This is a genomic window from Sorangium sp. So ce381, from assembly GCF_051473845.1.
Classification (GTDB): Bacteria; Myxococcota_A; Polyangia; order Polyangiales; family Polyangiaceae; genus Sorangium; species Sorangium atrum.
The window spans coordinates 4,001,202-4,020,842 of record NZ_CP150336.1 but is presented as its reverse complement, the minus strand read 5'-3'; the positions used below and the strand labels follow the sequence as shown (position 1 = coordinate 4,020,842).

Here is a 19,641-nt window from a genome sequence, read left to right as displayed (position 1 = left end):
TAGTAAGGAGGAACGCCCGGGACATCAAGCGCGTAGGAGAGGCCGGTGCCGCCGGACGTGAGGCGCCGCGCCCCCGTGGCCCGAGCGCGGGGCGCCGGCCCGCGCCTCACGCGCTGATCTGGGCCTCCAGGTCGTGGCGGTGCGCGGCGGCCGCGCGCTCGTCGCGGAGGGCCTCGAGGCACCGCCGCTTGATCGCCGCGAACTCGCCGGAGCCCACGATCGCCGCGGTCCTCGGCCTCCCGAACGGCACCGGGATCTCCGCGCCGACGCGGCAGGGGCGGCGGGTCATCAGGGCGATGCGGTCGGACAGGAAGATGGCCTCGTCGATGTCGTGCGTGACGAACAGCACCGTCGTGCGGACCTGGCGGAAGACGTCGAGCAGCAGCTCCTGCATCGAGAGCCTGGTCTGGGCGTCCAGCGCGCTGAACGGCTCGTCCATCAGCACGACGCGCGGCTCCGTGATCAGCACGCGCGCGATCTCCACGCGCTGCTGCATGCCGCCGGAGAGCTGCGCCGGGTAGGCGTCCTCGAACCCCGACAGCCCGACCAGCGAGAGCAGGCGCCGGGACGCCTCGCTGCGCTCGCGCTCGGGGACGCCGCGCACCTTGAGGCCGAAGCCGACGTTGTTCAGCACCGTCTTCCAGGGGAGCAGAGAGCTCTGCTGGAAGACCATGCCGCGCGCCGGCCCCGGCCCGTCGACCCGCTCGCCGCCGACGACGATGCTGCCGCGCTCCGGCGCCACGTACCCGGCGACGGCGTTCAGGATCGTCGACTTCCCGCACCCGGACGGGCCGAGGAGGCTCACGAGCTCGCCGCCCTCGACGCGGAGGTCGAGATCCCGCACCGCCTCGACGCGGCGGGCGCCCACCCCGAGGGCCACGGACAGGCCGCTGATCTCCACGGCGCCCCCCGGGCTCTCCCGGCGCGCCGCCGCGCGGCTCGCGTCGCGCGTCATCGGCCCTTCTCCTGGGGCTGCTGCCACGGGGTGAGCCACGCGCCGACCCGCAGGACGAGCGCGCTGCTGAGCATGCCGAGCAGGCCGATGAGCAGCATGCCGAGGACGATGTCCGGATAGCGCTGCAAGTTGTACGACTCCCAGGTGAAGTAGCCGATGCCGTACTGACCCCCGATCATCTCGGCGGTCACGAGGCAGAACCAGGACGTCCCCATGCCGATGCTCATCCCCGTGACGATGCTCGGCAGCGCGCCCGGCAGGACCACCTCGAGGAACAGGCGGAGCGGGCGCGCGCCCAGGCTGCGGGAGCTCGCGATGAGCCGCGGATCGAGGGCGCCCACGCCGTGGATCGTCGCGATCAGGATCGGGAACAGCGCCCCCATGTACGTGATGAAGATCATGCTCAGCTCGGCCGACGGGAACATCAGGATCGCGAGCGGGAGCCAGGCGACGCCCGGGATGGGGCGCAGGATCTCGAGCGGCGGCAGGAGGGTGTCCTCGGCGAGCCGCGACCTGCCGATGAGGAGCCCGAGCACGACCCCCGTGGCGCCCGCGGCGGCGAACCCCGCGAGGACGCGGAACACGCTGTTCCCGAGGTGCTGCCAGAGCTTCGGCGAGGCGAAGAGCTCCCGCGCCGCGGCGAGGACGTCGGTCGGCGCGGGCACGTTGAGGAACGTGACGACGCCGAGTTGCGCGCGTGTCGTCGACGCCCACTGCCAGAGGCCGACGCAAGCCGCCACGGACAGGGCGCGCAGGAAGGCGCGGCGGAGGTCGCGGCGCGGGCGCCCCTCGCGGCGCGCGCCGCCCGGCGCGGGGGACGCGCCCCGCCGGGCCGCGCTCGCCGGGGCGGACGCAGCCTTCGCGCTCGCCGGGGCGGGCGCGAACGCCGCGCCGCCGCCGAGCTCCGCCCCGGCCGACGCGCTGCGCTCGGAGATCATCGTCATGGCGCCGCCGCCGTGAGCTTCGCGCGCTCGGCCTGCAGGGTCGCGAGGTCGACGACCGCCGCGCCGTTCTCCGCGGCCCACCGCTCCGCGTCCTCCTTCGCCAGGAACGCCGACAGGCCGCCGTCCGGGCGCCTCGCGTACCACGCGCGATCGGCGAGGAGCTTCACCCCGCTCGCGCGATCGTGCACGAACACCGCGCGGATCTCCTTGCCCTCGGTCTTCAGCTGCCCCAGGGCGGCGAGCGCCGTGCCGGGGCTCGCGTACGCGCGCACCTTCGGCTCGCCCGCGACCCAGATCTGCGCGGCCAGCGTCGGCTCGGCGATCGGCTCCCCGGACAGCGCGTCCTTCCCGGACAGCGGGAGCTTCGCGTAGCTCGCGAGCCGCGCCTCGTAGTCGAGCCCGAGCTCCGCGGCCGCGCGCCGGATGTACCGGTCGTCCACGAACGTGCCGACATCGAGGGTCGTGTCCGTGCGCTTCAGCAGCGTGAGCGTGTCCACCGCCACCTGGAGGGCGCGGCGGACCTCGGGCTTGATCGTGAAGTCCCGCGTCTGGATGCCGAGCGGGCCGTGGAACATGTAGGCGACCTCGGCGTCCACCCCGGTCACCTTCTCGATGAGCTCGCTGTATTTCTCGGGCTCCTCCGCGAACAGGCGGTCGGCCTCGAGCGCCGCCTTGAGGAAGGCCACGACGATCTCCGGGTATTTCGAAGCGTACGCCTCGCGCACCAGCACGCCGTGCACCGTCGGCACCTTCACGCTGGAGCCGTCGTAGATCTTCCTGGCGAAGCCGCGGAAGGGGAACAGCTCCGCGAACGGGACGAAATCCGCGTGCGCGTCGATCTTGTTCGCCTTGAGCGACGAGCCGCCCACTTCCGGCGACTGCGAGACGAGCGTCACGTCCTTGTCCGGGTCCCAGCCGAGATCTCGGATCGCCCGGAGCAGCATGCCGTGGGCCGACGACCCGAACGGCACCGAGATCTGCTTGCCCTTGAGGTCCTTCAGGCCCTGAACCGGGGAGTCGCTCGGCACGACGATCCCGTTGCCGCTCCCCAGCGCGCTGCCGGAGAGCGTGGCGATGAAGCGGCTGCGGCTCCCCTGCTTCTGGAACGCCACGCCGTTCAGCACGCCGGGGAAGTCGGCCATCGCGCCGACATCGAGCTTCTCGGCCACCATCTCGGTCGTCAGCGGCGGCCCGGAGGTGAAGTCCTTCCACTCGATCTCGTACGTGACGTCCTTGTACTTGCCGTCCCTCGGCAGGTGCTTCTCGAGCAGCTTGAGCTCCCGGATGAGCAGCCCGCCGGTGGCGCAATTGATGGTCGTGTCCTGCGTCCCGATCGCGATCCGGATCGTCTGCTTCGCCTCCGGCTTGCACGACAGCCCGGTGAGGATCGCAGCGAGCAACGTGAGGAAGGCGAGCGCGCGAAGTGCCCTTGTCATCGGTTCAATCCCTCGCAAAGGTCTCATGTCGTTCGTTTCCCCGTCCGGTTCCCGCCCGGATGGCCTCGAGCGCGCGGCCGACCGCCTTCCGCACCTCGACGTCGGCGTCGCCGAGCAGCCGGCGGAGCGGCGCCTCCGCGGCCGCCGCCTCGATCTCGCCGAGCGCCTGCGCAGCCGCCTTGCGCAGATCCGCGAGGTCGCTCCCGAGCAGCCCGACCAGGTCCTCCGTGGCCGAGGCGGCCCGGAGCCGCCCGAGCGCGAGCGCCGCCTCCTTCCGGACCTGCCAGGCGCCGTCGTCGAGCGCGCTCCGGAGGTGCGGCGCCGCGAGGCCGTGGCCGTGCGCCGAGCGACCGAGCACGATGGCGGCCTCGACCCGGACCCGCCAGTCCGGATCGGAGAGCAGCCCCACGAGGTCCTGGACGAGCCCCGGCGCGTCGAGCGACTCGAGCGCGCCGATCGCGACCTGCCGCACCCGCGCGTCGGGATCGCGCAGGCTCGGGCGGAGCGCCGGCGCCGACTCGGGCCGCCGCAGGTAGGCCAGGGAGAGGACCGCCTCGCGCCGCACCTCGGGATCCGGGTCGCCGAGCGCCCCTTCGAGGGGCGCGAGCGCCCGCGGGTCGCGGATCTCCCGGAGCGCCACGATCACCGAGGTGCGGACGAACGGGCTCGTGTGCCCCAGCGCCTCGATGAGGTGCGTGGCGGCGTCCGCCCCGCGGATCTCCCGGAGCGCCGTGGCGGCCGCCTCCCGCACGCGGGCGTCCTCGTCGTCGAGCGCCCCGACGACGGCGGGCACCGAGCGGGCGTCGCCGAGATCCTCGAGGTGCCCGAGCGCGAGCGCCCGCACCGTCGGATCCTCGTCGCGGACGGCCGCGATGAGGGGGTGGATGATCTCCGGATCCGAGAGATCCTCTATCTGCGTCAGCGCCAGCTGGCGCGCGCCGGGGTCGGGATCCCCGAGGATGCCCTCGAGATCCCGCGCGAGCGAAGGCTGTGTCATGTCGTCTCTGCCGTGGGGTCGTTATCGGATGAGAAAGGGGATCTTCACGGTGATGGCCTCTTTGGGGCAATCGATCTCGCACGCGAGGCAATACCAGCACTCGTCGTAGGCCATGTGGGCCTTCTTCGTCTCGGGATCGATGGCGAGGCAATCGACCGGGCACGAGTCGATGCAGATGCGGCAGCCCTTGATGCACGACGCCTCGTCGATGACGACAGGCAGATCGAGCCGCACGGCGGCCTCGGCGTGGCCCACGGACCTGGCGCTCTGCGCCTTGACGGATTCGCGGTTGAGCAGGTGACCCATCGCTTGATTGACCTCGTGTTCTCGCGTTCTCGGGCGCTCGTCAGACCGACGCGCGCGGCTCCTCGACCGGGATGCGCAGCCGGTGGTAGGCCGTGCGCTCGCCGTCGTCGATCGGGAAGAGATAAGGATCCACCGGCCTCTTGAAGGCGACCATCTCGCCGCGCTCGTCCTTCTTCAGGTTCACGTGCGTGAACCAGCGCTGGTCGTCCATCTCGGGGTAATCGAGCCGGTAGTGGTAGAGGCCCCACCGGCTCTCGGTCCGGTACAGCGACGCGCGCGCCGCCATCTCCGCGCAGTCACGGATGAAATGGCACTCCATCACCCGCATGAGCTCGTGGGGGCTCTCCGCGGTGACCTCCTCGAGCTCCTCCTTCGCCCGCAGGAAGTACTCGAGCCCGAGCGTCATCTTGTTCCCGGTCTTGGGCGGCTGGAGATAATCGTTCACCAGGCGCCGCACCTTGTATTCGTACTGGTGCGGCGCAACGCCGCTTCGTCGAGAGAGGGGGGCGAGGATGCGCTCTCGCTCGGCGTCGACCGCGGCGGCGAGCGGCTCGACCGCGGGCGCGCGCTCGAGGTAATCGAGCGCGCTCTGGGCGCAGATCTTCCCGTAGGTGAGCGCGCCGAGCAGGTAGTTGTGCGGCACGCACGCCATGTCGCCGGCGGCGTAGAGCCCGGGCACCGTGGTCTCGCCCTTCTCGTTGACCCAGACGCCCGACGCGCTGTGCCCGCTGCACAGGCCGATCTCGGAGATGTGCATCTCGACGAGATCGCTCGCGTAGCTGTGCCCCCTGCCCTCGTGGAAGCGCCCGCGGCTCGGGCGCTCCGTCTGGTGCAGGACCCGCTCGACCTCGGTGATCGTCTCCGGGGCGAGGTGGGTGAGCTTCAGGTACACGGGGCCGTTCGCGGAGTGGAGCTCCCGGTAGAACTCGAGCATCATCTGCCCGCTCCAGTAATCGCTCTCGATGAAGCGGTGCCCCCGCGCGTTGACCGTGTGCCCGCCGAGCGGGCCTGTCACGTACGCGCACGCCGGACCGTTGTAGTCCTTGATGAGCGGGTTCACCTGGAAGCACTCGATGCCCGAGAGCTCGGCGCCCGCGTGGTACGCCATCGAGTAGCCGTCTCCCGCGTTCGACGGGTTCTCGTACGTCCCGTGGAGGTAGCCGGACGCCGGCAGCCCGAGCCGCCCCGAGGCGCCGCAGCACAGGATGACCGCCCTCGCCTTGATGATCTCGATATGCCCTTGCCGGGTGTCGAAGCCGATCACCCCGGCGACGTGCCCGTCGGTCACGAGGATCCGCGTCGCCATCACGCGGTTGACGACCTTCACGCCGGCGCGCTTGACCATGCGCGTCAGGATCTTCTTGAGGTCGTAGCCCTCGGGCATCGGGAGCACGTAGCTCCCGTTGTGGTGGACCTTCTTGACGTCGAAATCGCCCGATCGTGTCTTCTGGAACTTCACGCCCCAGGAGTCGAGCTCCTGGATCATCGCGAAGCTGTTCCGCGCGTATTCATAGACGGCGCGCTGGTTCACGATGCCATCGTTGGCCACCGTGATCTCCTTCACGTACTGCTCCGGCGTCGCGTGCCCTGGCAGGATGGCGTTGTTCAGACCATCCATGCCTATCGCGATGGCGCCGCTCCGCTTGATATGCGCCTTTTCGAGGAGGACCACCCTCCCCCGGGGCAACCGCTGTTGCGCCTCCACCGCTGCAGTGGAGCCTGCGCTGCCGCCGCCCACGACGACGACGTCCGCCTCTGTCACGCGAATGTCCATTACAAGCCCTCAAGGTTTCAGGCGCGCGCACACGACGACCCCACCGCCTCTCGGCCCAGTGGCCAACGGCCAGCGGCCGGGGTCGGACGCCCGGCGTCTCTCATCACAGACGCGACATCCGTTTTAACAGACGACCTGTGCTTCGGCAACAGCTTTGTTGTTGCTGGCGCAGCAGCGGCCGGGTGTCGGGCGCCGTGGGAGGGTGCCTTGCAAGCGAGACGTCAGGGCCGGGGTCTGGCGGCGCCGCTATCGCGGATGTGCGGCGCGCGGGCAGGCTCACCCCCGGCGGGGATCCCCGAGCCACCCAGAAAGATTCGCCTTTCCACCCTGGTTGTCTCCCCGGAGACGCGGGCGGGACGCTACCATGCGGGTCAACCCGTCGTCCTTCCATGGATCGGGGGAACCGAGCGCGGACCTTGTTCAACACCGGTCACCCGATTCACCGCGCCCGGCGCCTCCCAGCCAGGGCGCCCGCGCGCCGCTTCGCTGCATGGCCAAGCACCCGTCCCAGCTCGCCGACCTAGAGATCCAGCGCCGCCTGGGCGCTGGCGGCATGGCGGAGGTCTTCCTCGCCAAGAAGCGGGGCGCCGAGGGGACGTACAAGCTCCTCGTCGTCAAGCGCATCCTCCCCGCGCACGGGGCCTCGCGGCGCTTCCGCGCGATGTTCGTGGAGGAGGCGCACCTCGCCACGCGCCTGAACCACCCGAACATCGTCCAGGTCTACGAGTTCTCCGACCACGGCGAGGACGGGCTGCTCCTCTCGATGGAGTACGTCGAGGGCTTCGACCTCGGCAAGCTGATGCGGGCCGCCCAGCAGAAGGAGTCGCGGATCCCGCCGCTCGTGTCGGCGTTCATCGTCTCCGAGGCGGCGAAGGGGCTGCACTACGCCCACGAGCGCAAGGACGAGGGCGGCATGCCGCTCGCCATCGTCCACCGCGACGTGTCGCCGCAGAACATCCTGCTCTCGCTCGAGGGCGTCGTGAAGATCGCCGACTTCGGCATCGCCAGCGCCAACCTCTTCCGCGAGGAGACCGGCGTGCTGAAGGGCAAGTTCGGGTACATGTCGCCCGAGCAGGCGCGCGGCGAGCGCGTCGACCGGCGCAGCGACATCTACGCGCTCGGCGTCGTGCTCTACGAGATGCTCGCCATGCGCTCGCCGTACGGCAAGCTCGACGACGAGGCGCTCCTCCAGGCCGTGAAGGAGGGCCGGTTCGACCCCCCTTCGGCGCACGCGCGCGACATCCCCGCGGAGCTCGAGGCGATCGTGATGCGCGCCATGGAGCGCGAGCCCGAGGCCCGCTTCCAGACCGCGCGCGACCTGGCCGGGGCGGTCGCGCGCGCGCTGCTCGCGAGGCAGGAGCTCGTCGACAACGCCTCGGTCGAGCAGACCGTGGCCCACCTGCTCGGCCGCGACCGCGCGGAGGAGGCGCGCGAGGGCGCCGCGCGCCGCATGGAGGGCGCGGAGGGCGCGGAGGGCGCGGAGGAGCAGCCCGCGGACGACGGCTCCGTGGCGCAGCCGCAGACGCTCGCGGCGGTGCCGGCCGCGCGCACGGGCGGCGACGCCGAGGGCACCGGCGCGCCGCGCGCCGTGCGCGAGGTGCGCCACGTCGCCGTGGTCACGCTGCGCATCGAGGGCGTCGACGCGCTGCTCGGGGCGCAGGGCCGGCTCGCCGGCAAGCGCAGCGGGCGCTCGATCCGCACGACCCTCGACGCGATCGCCTTCAAGCACGGGGCGATCTGGTCGTGGGAGTCGCACGCGAGCGCGCGCGCGGTGGTCGGGCTGCTCGCGAACCCCTCGCGCGCCGCGGCCGACGCCGCCTCGCTCGCGGTCGACGTGCACGAGGCGCTCGCGGGCGCGTCGGAGGACCTGCCCGTCGAGCTCCGCGCCGCGATCGGCATCGTCCGCGGCATCGCGTACGGCGAGCGCGACGAGCAGGGGCACCTCATCAACCACGCGCTCAAGGAGCCCGCGAACTTCCTCGCCGAGCGCATCGGCATCCGCACCCCGTTCGGCAAGACGTGGGTCGCGGGCGGCGTCTACCGCCTCGTCCGACGGGACTTCCGCTGGGGCGACGCGCCCTCGCTCGACCTCGACGACGCCCGCGGCTACCCGGTCCCGCACCAGATGCGGCTCTACGCGCTGCAGCGCCCGCTCACCCGCGAGGAGCGGATGGCGGAGATCGCGCTCTCGCCGAACGACCTCGTGGGGCGCGACGCGGAGCGGGCCGATCTGCACGCGGCCTACCACCGGGCGATCTCGCCGCCCGTGAAGGGCAACGTCGAGCCGCCCGCGCGCTTCGGCGAGAGCGAGCCGCCGGGGAGCCGGCAGAGCAAGCCCCCGAGCCGGCCGAGCAGGCCATCGAGCCCGCCGGTCGGCGCGCTCCGCGGCCAGTCCGTGGCGCGCGTCATCGTCGGCGAGATGGGCATCGGCAAGAGCGCGCTCATCTCCACGTTCCTCTCGGAGCTCCCGGGCGACGCGCGCGTGCTCCACGTCGAGTGCTCGCCCGTGAAGAGCGAGCTGCCGCTCGCCACGGTCTGCGACGTGCTCCGCGACGTCACCGGGATGGGGCTCGACCACGCGATCGACGACGCGTCCCACGTGATCCGCGCCCTGCTCGGGCCCATCGCGCGCTCGCCGCTCGGCGCGCGCATCGTCACGCGGCTCGCCGAGCTCGTCACGGGCAAGCAGCTCGAGCACCCCGAGGAGGACGCGGCCGCCTACGGCCGCGACGTGGTGGTGCGGGGCGTGAAGTACCTGCTCGGCTCGCTGGCGCGGCACCAGCCGCTCGTCGTCGTCATCGACGGCCTCCAGTGGGCCGACCGGCCGAGCCTGGAGCTCCTCTCGGAGCTCCTGAAGCAGCGCGCAGAGCGGCTGCCGGTGCTCGTGCTGCTCCTCACGCGCCCCGAGGAGCGCGTGACCCCGTTCATCGAGGGGCTCGTGCGGATCGAGCTCCGCGGCCTCAGCGCCGAGGAGCAGATGCGCCTCGTGGAGGCGCGCCTCGGCGTGCGCGACGGGGTGGCGACCGTCTGCGGCGAGCTCGTGCCGCGCGTCGCCGGCAACCCGTTCTTCCTGCTCGAGATGATCGACGCGCTCCTCGAGCGGGGCACGCTGGAGATCGTCGAGCACCCGGGCGGGCGGCACGAGCTCGTGCGCCACGACCGGACGGGGGATCGCGGCGAGCCGCTGCCCTCGACGCTGGAGCAGCTCATCGGCGACCGCCTGCGCGAGCTGCCGCCGGCGGAGCACGACGTCGTGAACTGGCTGGCGGTCGCGGGGGGGCCGCTGCTCAAGGACGACATCCTGAACCTGACGCGGCTCGCCGACGACGAGGCGGTGACGCGCCTCTGCGCCCGCGGCCTGTGCGATCGCCGCGCCGGGGCGGTGGACTTCCGGCACCCGCTCGTGCGCGACGTCGCCTACCTCGCGCTCGACGGCGCGAGCCGCGTGCGCATGCACCGGCGGCTCGGCGAGCACCTCTCGACGACGCCGCTCTCGCAGGGGCTCTCGGCGGCGATCGTGGCGCAGCACCTCGCGCGGGGCGAGGCGCCCGTGCAGGCGGCGGAGCTCTACCTCGACGCGGCGCGGGCCGCGCGCGCGGGGCACCAGGCGCAGCTGTCGCGGCGGTACTACGAGCGGGCGCTGTCGCTCCTGCCGGCCGGCGACGCCCGCGTGATGATCGCGCACGAGGCGCTGGAGGCGATCTTCCGCCACCTCGGCCGCCGCCGCGATCGGCGGCGGCACCTCGCGGCGCTGCGCCAGCTCGCGAAGGAGAGCGGCCAGGCGCGCTGGGCGGCGCTCGCGCTCGTGCGCACCGCGCGGTTCGACCTCGACGACGGCTACCTCGCCCGCGGCCTGCCGGTCGCGCAGCGCGCGGCCGAGATCGCGCGCATCGCGCGCCGGCCCGCGCTCGAGGTCGAGGCGCTCACGATCCTGTCGGAGGTGCTGCGCGAGCTCGGCGACATCCAGGGCGCGATCAACGCGGCGGATCGCGCGCTCCGGGTGACGCAGGCGGGCGGGCTGACGCCGCGGGCGCGCGCGGAGGTGCTGCGCACGAAGGGGGTGCTCCTGCGCCGGGTCGGCCGCGTGCAGGAGGCGGTGGAGGCCTACGCCGAGGCCATCGCGGTGTTCCGCGCGGTGGGGGCGCGCCGCAGCGAGGCGCGCGCGAAGAACTCGCTCGCGGTGGCGATGTTCGTGCTCGAGCGGTTCGAGGACGCGATCGCGGTCGGGCTCTCGTCGATCTCCATCGATCTCGCGATCGGCGGCCGGTTCCAGATCGCGAAGACGCTGAGCAACATCGGCCACGCGTACGCGAAGCTCGGGGACGTACCGCGGAGCCTCGCGTACATGAAGCGGGCGCGCGAGGCCCACGAGCGCTATGACGATCAGGACGCGCGGGCCGACACGCTCCTCTGCTCGGCGGGGATCCTCCTCGAGGCAGGCGACGTCGACGCCGCGCACACGCTCTGCGCCGATGCGGGCGCGCTCATCGCGGTGACCGGCAGCGTCTACGACATGATCCACGAGCGCAACGTCCGCGGCCTCCTGGCGAGGGCGCGAGGCGACATCCAGGGCGCGATCGCGAACGCCTCCGAGGCGCGGCAGCTCGCCGAGTCGCAGGGGCTGATGAGCTACCACGCCCACGCGACGGCGATCGAGGCGGCGTCTCGGGTGGACGCGGGCGAGGTCCACTCCGGGGTGCTGCTCGCGCGGACGGCGCTCGGCGCGGTCGAGGCGGGCAGCTCGGAGTACGGCATCGAGGTGCGCGACCTCTGCTGCGAGGCGCTGCAGAAGGGCGCGCCGGCGAGCTCGACGGACGCGTACCACCGCGCGGCGGCGCACGTGCGGAGGGTGGCGGGCTACATCCGCGACGCGCGGCTCAGGGCGCTGTTCCTGGAGCGCACCGTGGTGCGGCGGGTCCTCGCCGCGGAGGCGGACGGTCCGGCGGCGGGGCACGACCCGCTCCGCCGCGGGGAGATGGCATGACGGGAACGGGCGCGAGGACCGGGGCGAAGCAGCGGCGCAAGGTGGCGGTGATCCTCTCGGGCGGCGGCGCTCGGGGGGCCTACGAGGTCGGGGTCCTGTCGTACGTGCTCGACGCGTTCGCGCGCCTGCGCGGGGCGCCGCCGCGCATCGACATCCTGTGCGGGACGTCGGTGGGCGCGGTGAACGCGTGTTACCTGGCGGCGCACCTCGACGATCCGACGCTGGGGGTGCGGCGGCTCGTCAACCTGTGGACGCAGCTGAAGCTGGAGACGGTGCTCGGCTTCGGGGTCCGGCAGGCGATCTCGATGCCGAAGCTGCTGTTCGGGGGCGGGTCCGAGGGGGTGGGCCTGTTCGACGTGTCGCCGATGCAGCGGCTCGTCGAGCGGGAGATCCCGTGGCGCGCGATCGCGCGGACGCTGCGCCACGGCTACCTCTCGGCGGTGAGCGTGTCGGCGACGGAGATCGGGACGGGCCGGACGGTGATCTTCATGCAGACGGGCCCGGACGGGGCGCTGCCGACGACGGCGCCGCCGCGGACGATCATCCGGGGGGCGCTGATAGGCCCGCAGCACGCGCTCGCGTCGGCGGCGATCCCGATCCTGTTCCCGCCGGTGCGGATCGGCCGCGATCTGTACATGGACGGGGGCGTGCGGCAGAACACGCCGATCGCGCCTGCGCTGCGGCTGGGGGCGACGCACGTCCTGGCGATCGGGCTGTCGCGCGAGGTGCGGAGCATCGACGCGGGGGACAGCGGCAAGCCGCCGGGGATGGCGCTCGTGCTCGGCAAGGTGCTGAACGCGTTCCTGCTCGACCACATCCAGACCGATTTCGAGGTGCTGACGCGGGTGAACCACATGATCGAGGACGGGGAGCAGGCGTTCGGCCCGGATTTCCTGCAATCGATCAACGGGGCCGCGGCGCTGCGCGGGGCGCTGCCGTACCGGCGGGTGGAGACGCTGGTGGTGCGGCCGAGCGCGGATCTCGGGCGCCTGGCGGCGGAGCACGTGCGGGCGGGCAAGCTGCAGGGGGGGCCGGCGATGATGCGACGGCTGCTCTCGCTGGTGGACGTGGGCGCGGAGAACGACGCGGATCTCGCGAGCTACCTCCTGTTCGACGGCTCGTTCACGCGGAAGCTGATCGAGCTGGGGCGCGCGGACGCGGAGGCGAGGCGGCACGACGTCGCGGACTTCTTCGGGAGCGCGGCGGAGGAGGCGGAGCCGAGGCTGTCGGACAGCGCGGAGTGGTCAATCCCGCCGCCGGTGGGGCCGGGGAGATCCGTGTAGCGGGGGGCGGCGGAGGTCGGCGCTGGGGGCGTGGGACGGAGGGAAGGAGGGCGTGCCGAGCTGCCCGGCCCCCGTGGATGGGGGACCAAGGAGGACCTGCGGCGACGTGGGCCCGGAGCGCGCGCGGTCAGCGCATGGCGGGGCCCCGGCAGCCCCGAAGGCGAAGTATCTCGGGGAAAACGATCTCGACGAGACCGTCGAACATATCGTCTTGTGAGTGAGATGCTTATCGAGGGACAGGGCGTCGACGTGCAGGCGCTGGCCGACAACCCGCATCGTCACGGCGTCGAAGCCGGCCTTATCGGCGAAGGGAAGCGCCGCCCGCAACACCTGAACCCGCAACAGAGACATGCGCAGGTCGGCCCACCGCCAAGCTCCTGCGCATCCCTGCAGCGGGTCCGTCAACCTGACAGGCCACTTCTTCCTCTGAGGAGGAGAAGAAGTGGCCGAACCCGGATTCGAACGGTTCAGGGCTCCCCGGGGCGCCCCTTCGACCGGCGCTCGATCTCATCCGCCGTCGATTCCAGCGCCGCACGCAGATCGAGCACCGCACGCTCCAGCTCCTCGACGCGCTGGCGGCTCGCCGCGAGCTCAGCCGTGAGCGTCACCTCCGCTTGCCGCGCGCGCCGATAGGCCACGAGCTGTGGGCGATTCAATCGCATGCGCCGGACGAAGAACTCGCCTGCGGGGGTGAGGCCAACGAGGTGTCCGTCGCTCTCGTGCAGGTGCTGCGCCAGATTATCTCGCCCGGGATGAAGCAGGCGGACATAAGGAGGATCCCGCTCGTGCCAGTAGGCGCCCTTGTGCTCGTTGCACCTGGCGCAGCAGTAAACGAGGTTCGCCACGTCGTCAGTACCTCCATGCGCGCGCGGGCGATGGTGGTCGACCGTCAGGGTGGCCCCGACCGCATCCTCGTGCACCCCGCAGTACGCACAGCGTGCTCGAAAGCCCTCCCGGACCAGCGCGCGTAACTCGTCGGCCACGCGACCACACCCTCAGCGGGCAGGGGCGAGATCGTGCCCCATGAGGCGCCGGTAGTCCTCCGCCAGGGCCGCGTTCTTCTCCCGCAGCTTCTGGAGGTAGGCGGTGGCATCTGCCAGGAGCCCTTCCTGCTCGGCCACGATGCGCGCCAACGCGTCAGCCTGGGATTCGAGCTGTGCCTTCTGCGCCGCGAGGTCCTCCGCGCGCGCCGCCGCCAGCTCCATCGCCGGGCGAAGCGCGTCGGCCTCTTCCGCGTCGAGATCCTCGAACAGACGAGAGAGCTCCGCGCGCTCGGGGTCCGTCAACGTCCCCCGCGCCTCGGCCGCACGGAGCGCCTGGAAACGCCGGCTCTTCTCGTCGTTCCACCGCACCCCAGGAGAATGCCACGCCGACGACGGCGCGCCAAGTTGGCTAGTTCCGCCCGGCCCGCGCCCCTCAGCGCTCCTTGTCCTTCTTGCCGCTCCCCTTCCCGCCCTTCTTCTTGGCGTCGTCGGTCTTCTTCTCGTGCTTCTCGTTCTTCTCGGGCTTCGACTTCGACGCCACCTTCTTCGACTCGCCGCGGCCGAGCGAGATCTCCAGGCGATCGCCGCGCGCCTTCGCCTTGTAGGCGGGCACGCCGTCCTTGAACTGCAGGGTGATCTCCGCGCCGTGCGCCGTGTTGACCACGCGCACCGACGCGATGCGCTTGTCCTTGCGGGCAAGGCCGCTGCCCGACGACAGCGCGCGCCGATCGGGCAGCGATACCGTGAAGCCCATCGCGCCGGCCGCGCCGTTCAGCTCCTCGATCGGGCCGTCCATCTTCAGCTTCAGCACGATGGGGTTCCTCACCGACCCCTGCCCCCACTCCCGCGGCCCCTCCTTGTCCCCGTCGTCCGCCGATTCCGCCTCGTCTTCCTCGCCCGGGCCGCCCGGGACCGCCGCGCCCGGCGCGAGCGCGTCGCCGGCCAGCGCGCTCGGCTCCGCCGGCGGCGTCGGCGGCACGGGCTCCGTCGTCGACAGCGGCGTCGCGCCAAACAGCGGGACGTTCGCGGTGAGCGCGCCGCCCGGCGCCGCAGCCGGCCCCGCGGCCGCCGCGAGGGCAGGCGCGCCGGAGGACGCCGACGCCGGCAGCGCCGGCGTGCCCGCGGCCGACTCGGCCCCGGCCGCGGGCGCGTCGCCGCCCCGCAGGCCGAAGAAGCGGGCCGCCCCGAACACCACGAGCACCGCCGCCAGCCCAAGGAAGCTGCCGACCGCCGCCGCCTTCTTGTTGAAGCGCGGCGGCTCCCCGCCCTCGCCCGCCGCCTCCTCGGGCTCCTCGCGCACCAGCCGGCGACCGCCGGACTTCAGCGCGCCAGCCGGCGGCGGCGCCGTCTTGCGGCGCGGACCGCCGTCCTTGCCCGACCCGTCGGCGTCGCCCGCGCGCTCGGCGCGCCGCGCCTTGATCCTCGCCACGATGCCCGCCATCGCCGTGGCGGCGCGCGCCCCGGCGCCGGCGAGCGCGGGCGCGATCTTGCCCGCCACCGCCTTGCCCGCCATCGCGGCCTTCTCGCCGACCTCGCGCAGCCGGCCCGGCTGCGCGTCGGCGGCCGCCTCGGCGCCCTCCTCCTCGGCCTCGCTCCGCGCAGAGGACGGCGCCCCGCCGTCCACGGAGGGCGGGGCCGCCTCGGCCCCCGCACGCGCCTCCCGGGCCGAGAGCGCCGGCGACACGTCGCTGTCGTGATCGTCGTCCGCGTGGGCGGCCGCGCCGCCGTTCGCGCCCGAGGAGGCGCGCTCGCCCCGAGGCTCGGCCGCCGGCGCCGAGGAAGGCCGCGCAGCCGCGCGCTCGCTCTGATGATCGCGCGCCGGAACCGTCGGCGCCGAGGAAGGCCGCGCAGCCGCGCGCTCGCTCTGATGATCGCGCACCGGAACGGTCGGCGCCGACGACGCCCGCGCAGCCGGGCGCTCGCCCTGCGGCGGCAACGACGGTGCCCGCGCCGGCGCGCCGGCGTCGTGGGAAGATCGCCCCGGGGGGAGCGCCTCGGGCGACGAGGGCCGCGGCCGCGGCGCCTTGGCCGCGCGGGGCGCCTCGTAGCACAGCGTGACCACGAGCTGCGGCACGCTCGTCGCGGGGTCGACCTCGACCTTCACGTGGTCGATGTACGCCTCGCGGCGCGTTCCCTGATCGACCTCCTCCAGCTCGAGGGAGCGGCCCACCTTGAGGAACTCCAGGTTGGAGCCGACCTCCAGGTCGTCGAGCCCGCCGCCGCGCACGCGCGCCTTCATGGGCGAGCCCAGCCCGTCGATGTGGAGCCGCACGCGGGCGCCCCGCTGCGCCGCCCCGGGCGACGCGGCGCCGGCCTGGACGGCGAGCGCCGGCGCGGGGCCCGCTGCGCCCGCGTCGATCGACGAGCACATCGCGCGCACCGCCTCCTCCGACTCGGCGTCGAGGCCGGTGAACCGCAAGCCGAACTCGCCGCCGCGCGCCTGCTCGGCGCGCCAGCAGACCTCGCCCTCGACGACCAGCTCCTTGCCGAGCCCGTCGAACCGACAGATCAGGGCGTCGCCGACCCGCGGCAGGTACGCCGTGCGCAGGCGCATCCCGTCGGGGGACATGTCGATCGACTCGGCCTCGAAGCCGCCGCCCGACGTCTCGCCGACCGCGACGAGCGCCTCGATGCGGACCCGCTGCCCGGCGCCAGCGCGCCGCTCGCCGCCGCCCTCGCGCTCCCTGTCCAAGGATTCCGGCGCCTTGCGAACGCCCTCTCCCTCTGCGCCTCGACCGTTCATACGCCCATTCCTCCGCCGCGAAGCCGCGTCCGCCGTCGCGAGCCCTCCGCGGTTGCAGAGGGCCCATTGGCCGGCAGTACGGCGTAAGCCCCGCGCTGGCCAAGTTTTGGAGGCTCCGGCCACGCGCCACGTGCGTCATCTCAAAGCGCGCCGCCGTGATGCGCAGCGTTGCGGCTCGGGAGGGCGGGAGGCGGTGTGCGATGGGCAGCAGGCGGCGATTGACCGCTCGCTCCACCTGGCGCTCCGGGGGGCAAACGTGGGAAACTCTCGCGATGGGCAAGGACGAGCCCCCGCAGAACCAGGACACGCCCGCGCCCGCGGCGAATCAGGATGTCGTCTTCATCCATAGCCCCGTCGAGCAGGGGGAGGGCTTCCGGGTGATCCGCAGCCGGGAGGACCGGCTCGAGATCGGCGAGCTGCGACCCACCGAGCACGGGCGCCCGCTGAACGGGGAGCTCGTGAAGCTGACGCAGCGGTCCGAGCACGCGCGGCTCTTCGACGTGGAGGTGCTCCTCCCGGGGCCGCGCGAGTCGTCCCGGTCGGGCCCCGCGCAGGTCGCGACCGACGCCTACCGCTCGAACTGGGAGGCGATCTTCGGCCCGCGAGAGCCGAACAAGCTCGCCAACTGAGCGCCTGCCTCGGTCCGCCCTGCCGGGGCAGGCTCCAGCGCTCATCGATATCCCATCCTTCCCGCGCGACCGGCGGCTTCCGGCGCGGACCCGGCGCCCCGCGCGAGCGTCGCGGCGACGCAGCTGTCCACGCCCTTCACGCCCGTGATGTCCAGGGCGACGACCTGCGCCGACGTGTCCGCCACGCCGCTCATCGCCGTCTCGAGCGCCTCGCCCACCCCCCCGCGTCCATGGTCCCGAGGTAGCGCCGCCCACCGCGCGCCCCTCGTACCGAATCTTGAGCCGCGGAGGCCTCCCGGGGAACACTGCTGGGCGTGGTCCAACCCCGCCGGTCGACCGTCCCGCCCTTGACAGCGGTCGCGCCCTCCACGCAAAGGCGGGGGGTGCAGGCGCTACCGTTGGCCGCGACCGACGACGAGGCGCTCGCGCGCGCCGCCGCGCAGGGGCACCCGGGCGCCGCGCCCGTCCTCTGGCAGCGGTTCGCGCCGCTCGTGCGCCGGATCCTGACGCGCACCCTCGGGCCGGGCGACGAGGTCGACGACCATGTGCAGGACACGTTCCTGCGTTTCTTCCGCGTGGCCAAGGACCTCAGGGATCCTTCGCTGCTCTCGAGCTTCATCGTCGGCATCGCGGTGCGCGTGGCGCGCGCCGAGCTGCGGCGCAGGCGCGTGCGGCGCTGGCTCCAGCTGTCGCCCTCGGGCGAGCTCCCGGACATGGGGGGCGCGCAGCAGGATCCTCAGGGGCGCGCGGCGCTCACGCGGCTCTACCGCATCCTCGACCAGGTCGACGACAGGTCGCGGACGCTCTTCGTGCTGCGGTTCATCGAGGGGCTCGAGCTCACCGAGATCGCCGCCGCGCTCGGCTGCTCCCTGGCCACGACGAAGCGCCACCTCGCGCGCGCGTCCCACCGGATCCTCACCGCCGCGGAGCGCGATCCCGCGCTCTCGGCCTACCTCACCAAGGCCCCGCAGGACCTCGATCGGCCCGGGACCCTCCCCGCCGACGGAGGAGAGCGCGATGAATGAAGCGGAGAAGCTGAGCCGGCTCGCGGACCTCGTGCGGAGCGGCGTCCCCGCGGACGTCGACGCGGCGCACGACGCCGCCGAGCGCGCCCGCTTCGTGGAGGCGGTGAGCCGCGGTACGGGCCGCGCGGGAGCCCTGGGCCGCGTGGGCGCGTGGCTGCGCGCCTCGCCCCTGTGGAGCGCGCTCTCGGGGCGGCCGCGGTGGAGCTTCGCGCTCGCCGGCGCGGCGGCGCTCGCGCTCGCGCTCGTCGCGCTCTGGCCGGCGCGGCCGCTCGACTACGCCGTCGAGGGCGCGCCTTCGACCGCAGGCCGGTACATCGCCGCGACGGCCGGCGGAGAGGCGCGGCTCCGCTTCACGGACGGCACCTCCGTCGCGCTCTCGGCGGGCAGCGCGATGCGCGTGGTGGACGTCGACGCGGCCGGGGCGCGCATGCTGCTCGAGGACGGCCGCGCGTCCCTGCGCGTCACGCGGCGGCCGAAGGCGCGCTGGTCCGTCGAGGCGGGGCCGTTCGCGGTGCTGGTCACCGGCACGGTGTTCGACGTGTCCTGGAGCCGCAGCGACGGCACCCTGCGCGTCGATCTGCACGAGGGGAGCGTGACCGTGCGCGGGCCGCTCGCGCCCGACGGGCTGCCGCTCCGCGCCGGCCAGCGGCTCGTGGCGCGGATGCGCGAGGGCGACGTGCAGATCTCGAGCAGCGACGCCGCGAGCGCGGCGGACCCGGCGCCGGAGGTGCTGCCGCCCGCGGGCACGGCGGCGCAGCCCCGGGAGGAGAAGATCACCGGACCTGGCGACGCCGTGGTCGGCGACGCCGGGGCCGTACGGTCGGAGGGCTCGCGGGCAGAGGGGGCGCCCGCGAGCCCTCCGACGGACGGTGCGGGGCCGGCGGCGCCGGCCGGCGCCGCGGCGGCGCCGAGCTGGGCCCAGCGCGTGGCGGCGGGGGATTTCCGGGCGGTCCTGGCCGAGGCGGAGCAGCGCGGCCTCGGGGGGGTGCTGGAGCGCGGCTCGCTGGACGACCTGGTCGCCCTCGGGGACGCGGCGCGGTACGCGCGGCGCGGCGACGTGGCGCAGCGCGCGCTCTCCGCGACGCGCAAGCGGTTCCCGGGGACGAGCCAGGGCAAGGCGGCGGCCTTCCTGCTCGGCCGCCTGGTCGACGACGGCGGCTCGCCCGGGGCGGCCGTCGCCTGGTACGACACGTACCTCACCGAGTCGCCGGGCGGCCCGTTCGCGGCCGAGGCGCTCGGCCGCAAGATGGTGGCGGTCGAGCGCACGGCCGGCCGGGCGGCGGCGCGCCCCATCGCGGAGCTCTACCTGAAGCGCCACCCGCGCGGCGCGCACGAGCCCGTGGCGCGCGATCTCCTCACGCCGTGAAGCCCGGCGGGTGACTCACGCCGTTCTGGTATCCGTCGTTTGATCCCGTCGGGAGAACGTTCAGGTGGGGTGCTTCCCCCCACAAGCGTCAACCAGGCCTCGCGCGACGTTCGCCTACATCCGAACGTTTACGTAAACGTTTACGTAGTCGTTTACGTAAACGTTTACGTGGTCGTGAACGTTTACGTGGTCGTGGTCGTGGTCGTGGTCGTTCAC

At 73.4% G+C, this 19,641-nt stretch carries 15 protein-coding genes; 5 read left to right on the top strand and 10 right to left on the bottom strand.

Annotated features, from left to right (window positions below; all coding sequences use genetic code 11):
* Positions 1-106: 106 nt before the first annotated feature.
* From WMF29_RS15275 to WMF29_RS15250, 6 genes are read right to left on the bottom strand one after another with little or no spacing between them, the layout of a single operon-like run.
* Positions 107-955, bottom strand: coding sequence for an ABC transporter ATP-binding protein (locus WMF29_RS15275; RefSeq protein WP_437329533.1), 849 nt, complete (start codon positions 953-955; stop codon positions 107-109).
* Positions 952-1,899 carry an ABC transporter permease gene (locus WMF29_RS15270; protein WP_437329532.1) on the bottom strand — a complete coding sequence of 316 codons (948 nt, stop codon included), beginning with the start codon at positions 1,897-1,899 and terminating at the stop codon, positions 952-954. Before WMF29_RS15270 ends, WMF29_RS15275 begins: the two co-directional genes overlap by 4 nt.
* Positions 1,896-3,335 (bottom strand): ABC transporter substrate-binding protein, encoded by a 1,440-nt coding sequence (locus WMF29_RS15265; protein ID WP_437329531.1) that lies wholly within the window; start codon positions 3,333-3,335, stop codon positions 1,896-1,898. The genes WMF29_RS15270 and WMF29_RS15265 overlap by 4 nt, the downstream gene beginning before the upstream one ends.
* A 4-nt stretch (positions 3,336-3,339) precedes the next feature.
* Positions 3,340-4,332 carry a HEAT repeat domain-containing protein gene (locus WMF29_RS15260; protein ID WP_437329530.1) on the bottom strand — a complete coding sequence of 331 codons (993 nt, stop codon included), beginning with the start codon at positions 4,330-4,332 and terminating at the stop codon, positions 3,340-3,342.
* 21 nt (positions 4,333-4,353) lie between these two features.
* On the bottom strand, positions 4,354-4,638 hold the full coding sequence (locus tag WMF29_RS15255) for a 4Fe-4S dicluster domain-containing protein (RefSeq protein WP_437329529.1): 285 nt from the start codon (positions 4,636-4,638) through the stop codon (positions 4,354-4,356).
* Positions 4,639-4,678: 40 nt separating this feature from the next.
* Entirely contained in the window at positions 4,679-6,412 is a 1,734-nt protein-coding gene (locus tag WMF29_RS15250) for a fumarate reductase/succinate dehydrogenase flavoprotein subunit (RefSeq protein WP_437329528.1), read from the bottom strand.
* A gap of 490 nt (positions 6,413-6,902) precedes the next feature.
* Between WMF29_RS15250 and WMF29_RS15245 the strand changes: the two genes are divergently transcribed.
* Complete coding sequence (locus tag WMF29_RS15245) at positions 6,903-11,396, top strand: serine/threonine-protein kinase (protein WP_437329527.1); 4,494 nt, start codon at positions 6,903-6,905, stop codon at positions 11,394-11,396.
* Positions 11,393-12,679, top strand: coding sequence for a patatin-like phospholipase family protein (locus WMF29_RS15240; protein WP_437329526.1), 1,287 nt, complete (start codon positions 11,393-11,395; stop codon positions 12,677-12,679). The genes WMF29_RS15245 and WMF29_RS15240 overlap by 4 nt, the downstream gene beginning before the upstream one ends.
* A 467-nt stretch (positions 12,680-13,146) precedes the next feature.
* Here the strand turns inward: WMF29_RS15240 and WMF29_RS15235 are convergent, their stop codons facing one another.
* The 3 genes from WMF29_RS15235 to WMF29_RS15225 all read right to left on the bottom strand — a co-directional run bounded on the left by WMF29_RS15235 (position 13,147) and on the right by WMF29_RS15225 (position 16,405).
* Positions 13,147-13,662 (bottom strand): HNH endonuclease, encoded by a 516-nt coding sequence (locus WMF29_RS15235; RefSeq protein ID WP_437329525.1) that lies wholly within the window; start codon positions 13,660-13,662, stop codon positions 13,147-13,149.
* A gap of 12 nt (positions 13,663-13,674) precedes the next feature.
* On the bottom strand, positions 13,675-14,031 hold the full coding sequence (locus WMF29_RS15230; protein WP_012235381.1) for a hypothetical protein: 357 nt from the start codon (positions 14,029-14,031) through the stop codon (positions 13,675-13,677).
* A gap of 64 nt (positions 14,032-14,095) precedes the next feature.
* Positions 14,096-16,405: a PilZ domain-containing protein gene (locus tag WMF29_RS15225; protein ID WP_437329524.1), complete on the bottom strand. Its 2,310-nt coding sequence runs from the start codon at positions 16,403-16,405 to the stop codon at positions 14,096-14,098.
* Positions 16,406-16,677: 272 nt separating this feature from the next.
* On the opposite strand from WMF29_RS15225, the gene WMF29_RS15220 reads away from it, so the two are divergent.
* Positions 16,678-17,034: a hypothetical protein gene (locus tag WMF29_RS15220; protein ID WP_272103839.1), complete on the top strand. Its 357-nt coding sequence runs from the start codon at positions 16,678-16,680 to the stop codon at positions 17,032-17,034.
* Positions 17,035-17,075: 41 nt separating this feature from the next.
* Here the strand turns inward: WMF29_RS15220 and WMF29_RS15215 are convergent, their stop codons facing one another.
* Positions 17,076-17,252: a hypothetical protein gene (locus WMF29_RS15215; RefSeq protein WP_437329523.1), complete on the bottom strand. Its 177-nt coding sequence runs from the start codon at positions 17,250-17,252 to the stop codon at positions 17,076-17,078.
* Between the two features lie 180 nt (positions 17,253-17,432).
* Between WMF29_RS15215 and WMF29_RS15210 the strand changes: the two genes are divergently transcribed.
* Both WMF29_RS15210 and WMF29_RS15205 read left to right on the top strand, forming a co-directional pair.
* Positions 17,433-18,059 carry an RNA polymerase sigma factor gene (locus WMF29_RS15210; RefSeq protein WP_437329522.1) on the top strand — a complete coding sequence of 209 codons (627 nt, stop codon included), beginning with the start codon at positions 17,433-17,435 and terminating at the stop codon, positions 18,057-18,059.
* Positions 18,052-19,425: a FecR domain-containing protein gene (locus WMF29_RS15205; protein WP_437329521.1), complete on the top strand. Its 1,374-nt coding sequence runs from the start codon at positions 18,052-18,054 to the stop codon at positions 19,423-19,425. The genes WMF29_RS15210 and WMF29_RS15205 overlap by 8 nt, the downstream gene beginning before the upstream one ends.
* Positions 19,426-19,641: the final 216 nt, after the last annotated feature.

Coding starts and splice junctions, on each gene's coding strand:
- WMF29_RS15275 (WP_437329533.1), bottom strand. CDS start 955: ATGACGCGCGACGCGAGCCGCGCGGCGGCGCGCCGGGAGAGCCCGGGG.
- WMF29_RS15270 (WP_437329532.1), bottom strand. CDS start 1,899: ATGACGATGATCTCCGAGCGCAGCGCGTCGGCCGGGGCGGAGCTCGGC.
- WMF29_RS15265 (WP_437329531.1), bottom strand. CDS start 3,335: ATGACAAGGGCACTTCGCGCGCTCGCCTTCCTCACGTTGCTCGCTGCG.
- WMF29_RS15260 (WP_437329530.1), bottom strand. CDS start 4,332: ATGACACAGCCTTCGCTCGCGCGGGATCTCGAGGGCATCCTCGGGGAT.
- WMF29_RS15255 (WP_437329529.1), bottom strand. CDS start 4,638: ATGGGTCACCTGCTCAACCGCGAATCCGTCAAGGCGCAGAGCGCCAGG.
- WMF29_RS15250 (WP_437329528.1), bottom strand. CDS start 6,412: ATGGACATTCGCGTGACAGAGGCGGACGTCGTCGTCGTGGGCGGCGGC.
- WMF29_RS15245 (WP_437329527.1), top strand. CDS start 6,903: ATGGCCAAGCACCCGTCCCAGCTCGCCGACCTAGAGATCCAGCGCCGC.
- WMF29_RS15240 (WP_437329526.1), top strand. CDS start 11,393: ATGACGGGAACGGGCGCGAGGACCGGGGCGAAGCAGCGGCGCAAGGTG.
- WMF29_RS15225 (WP_437329524.1), bottom strand. CDS start 16,405: ATGAACGGTCGAGGCGCAGAGGGAGAGGGCGTTCGCAAGGCGCCGGAA.
- WMF29_RS15220 (WP_272103839.1), top strand. CDS start 16,678: ATGGGCAAGGACGAGCCCCCGCAGAACCAGGACACGCCCGCGCCCGCG.
- WMF29_RS15205 (WP_437329521.1), top strand. CDS start 18,052: ATGAATGAAGCGGAGAAGCTGAGCCGGCTCGCGGACCTCGTGCGGAGC.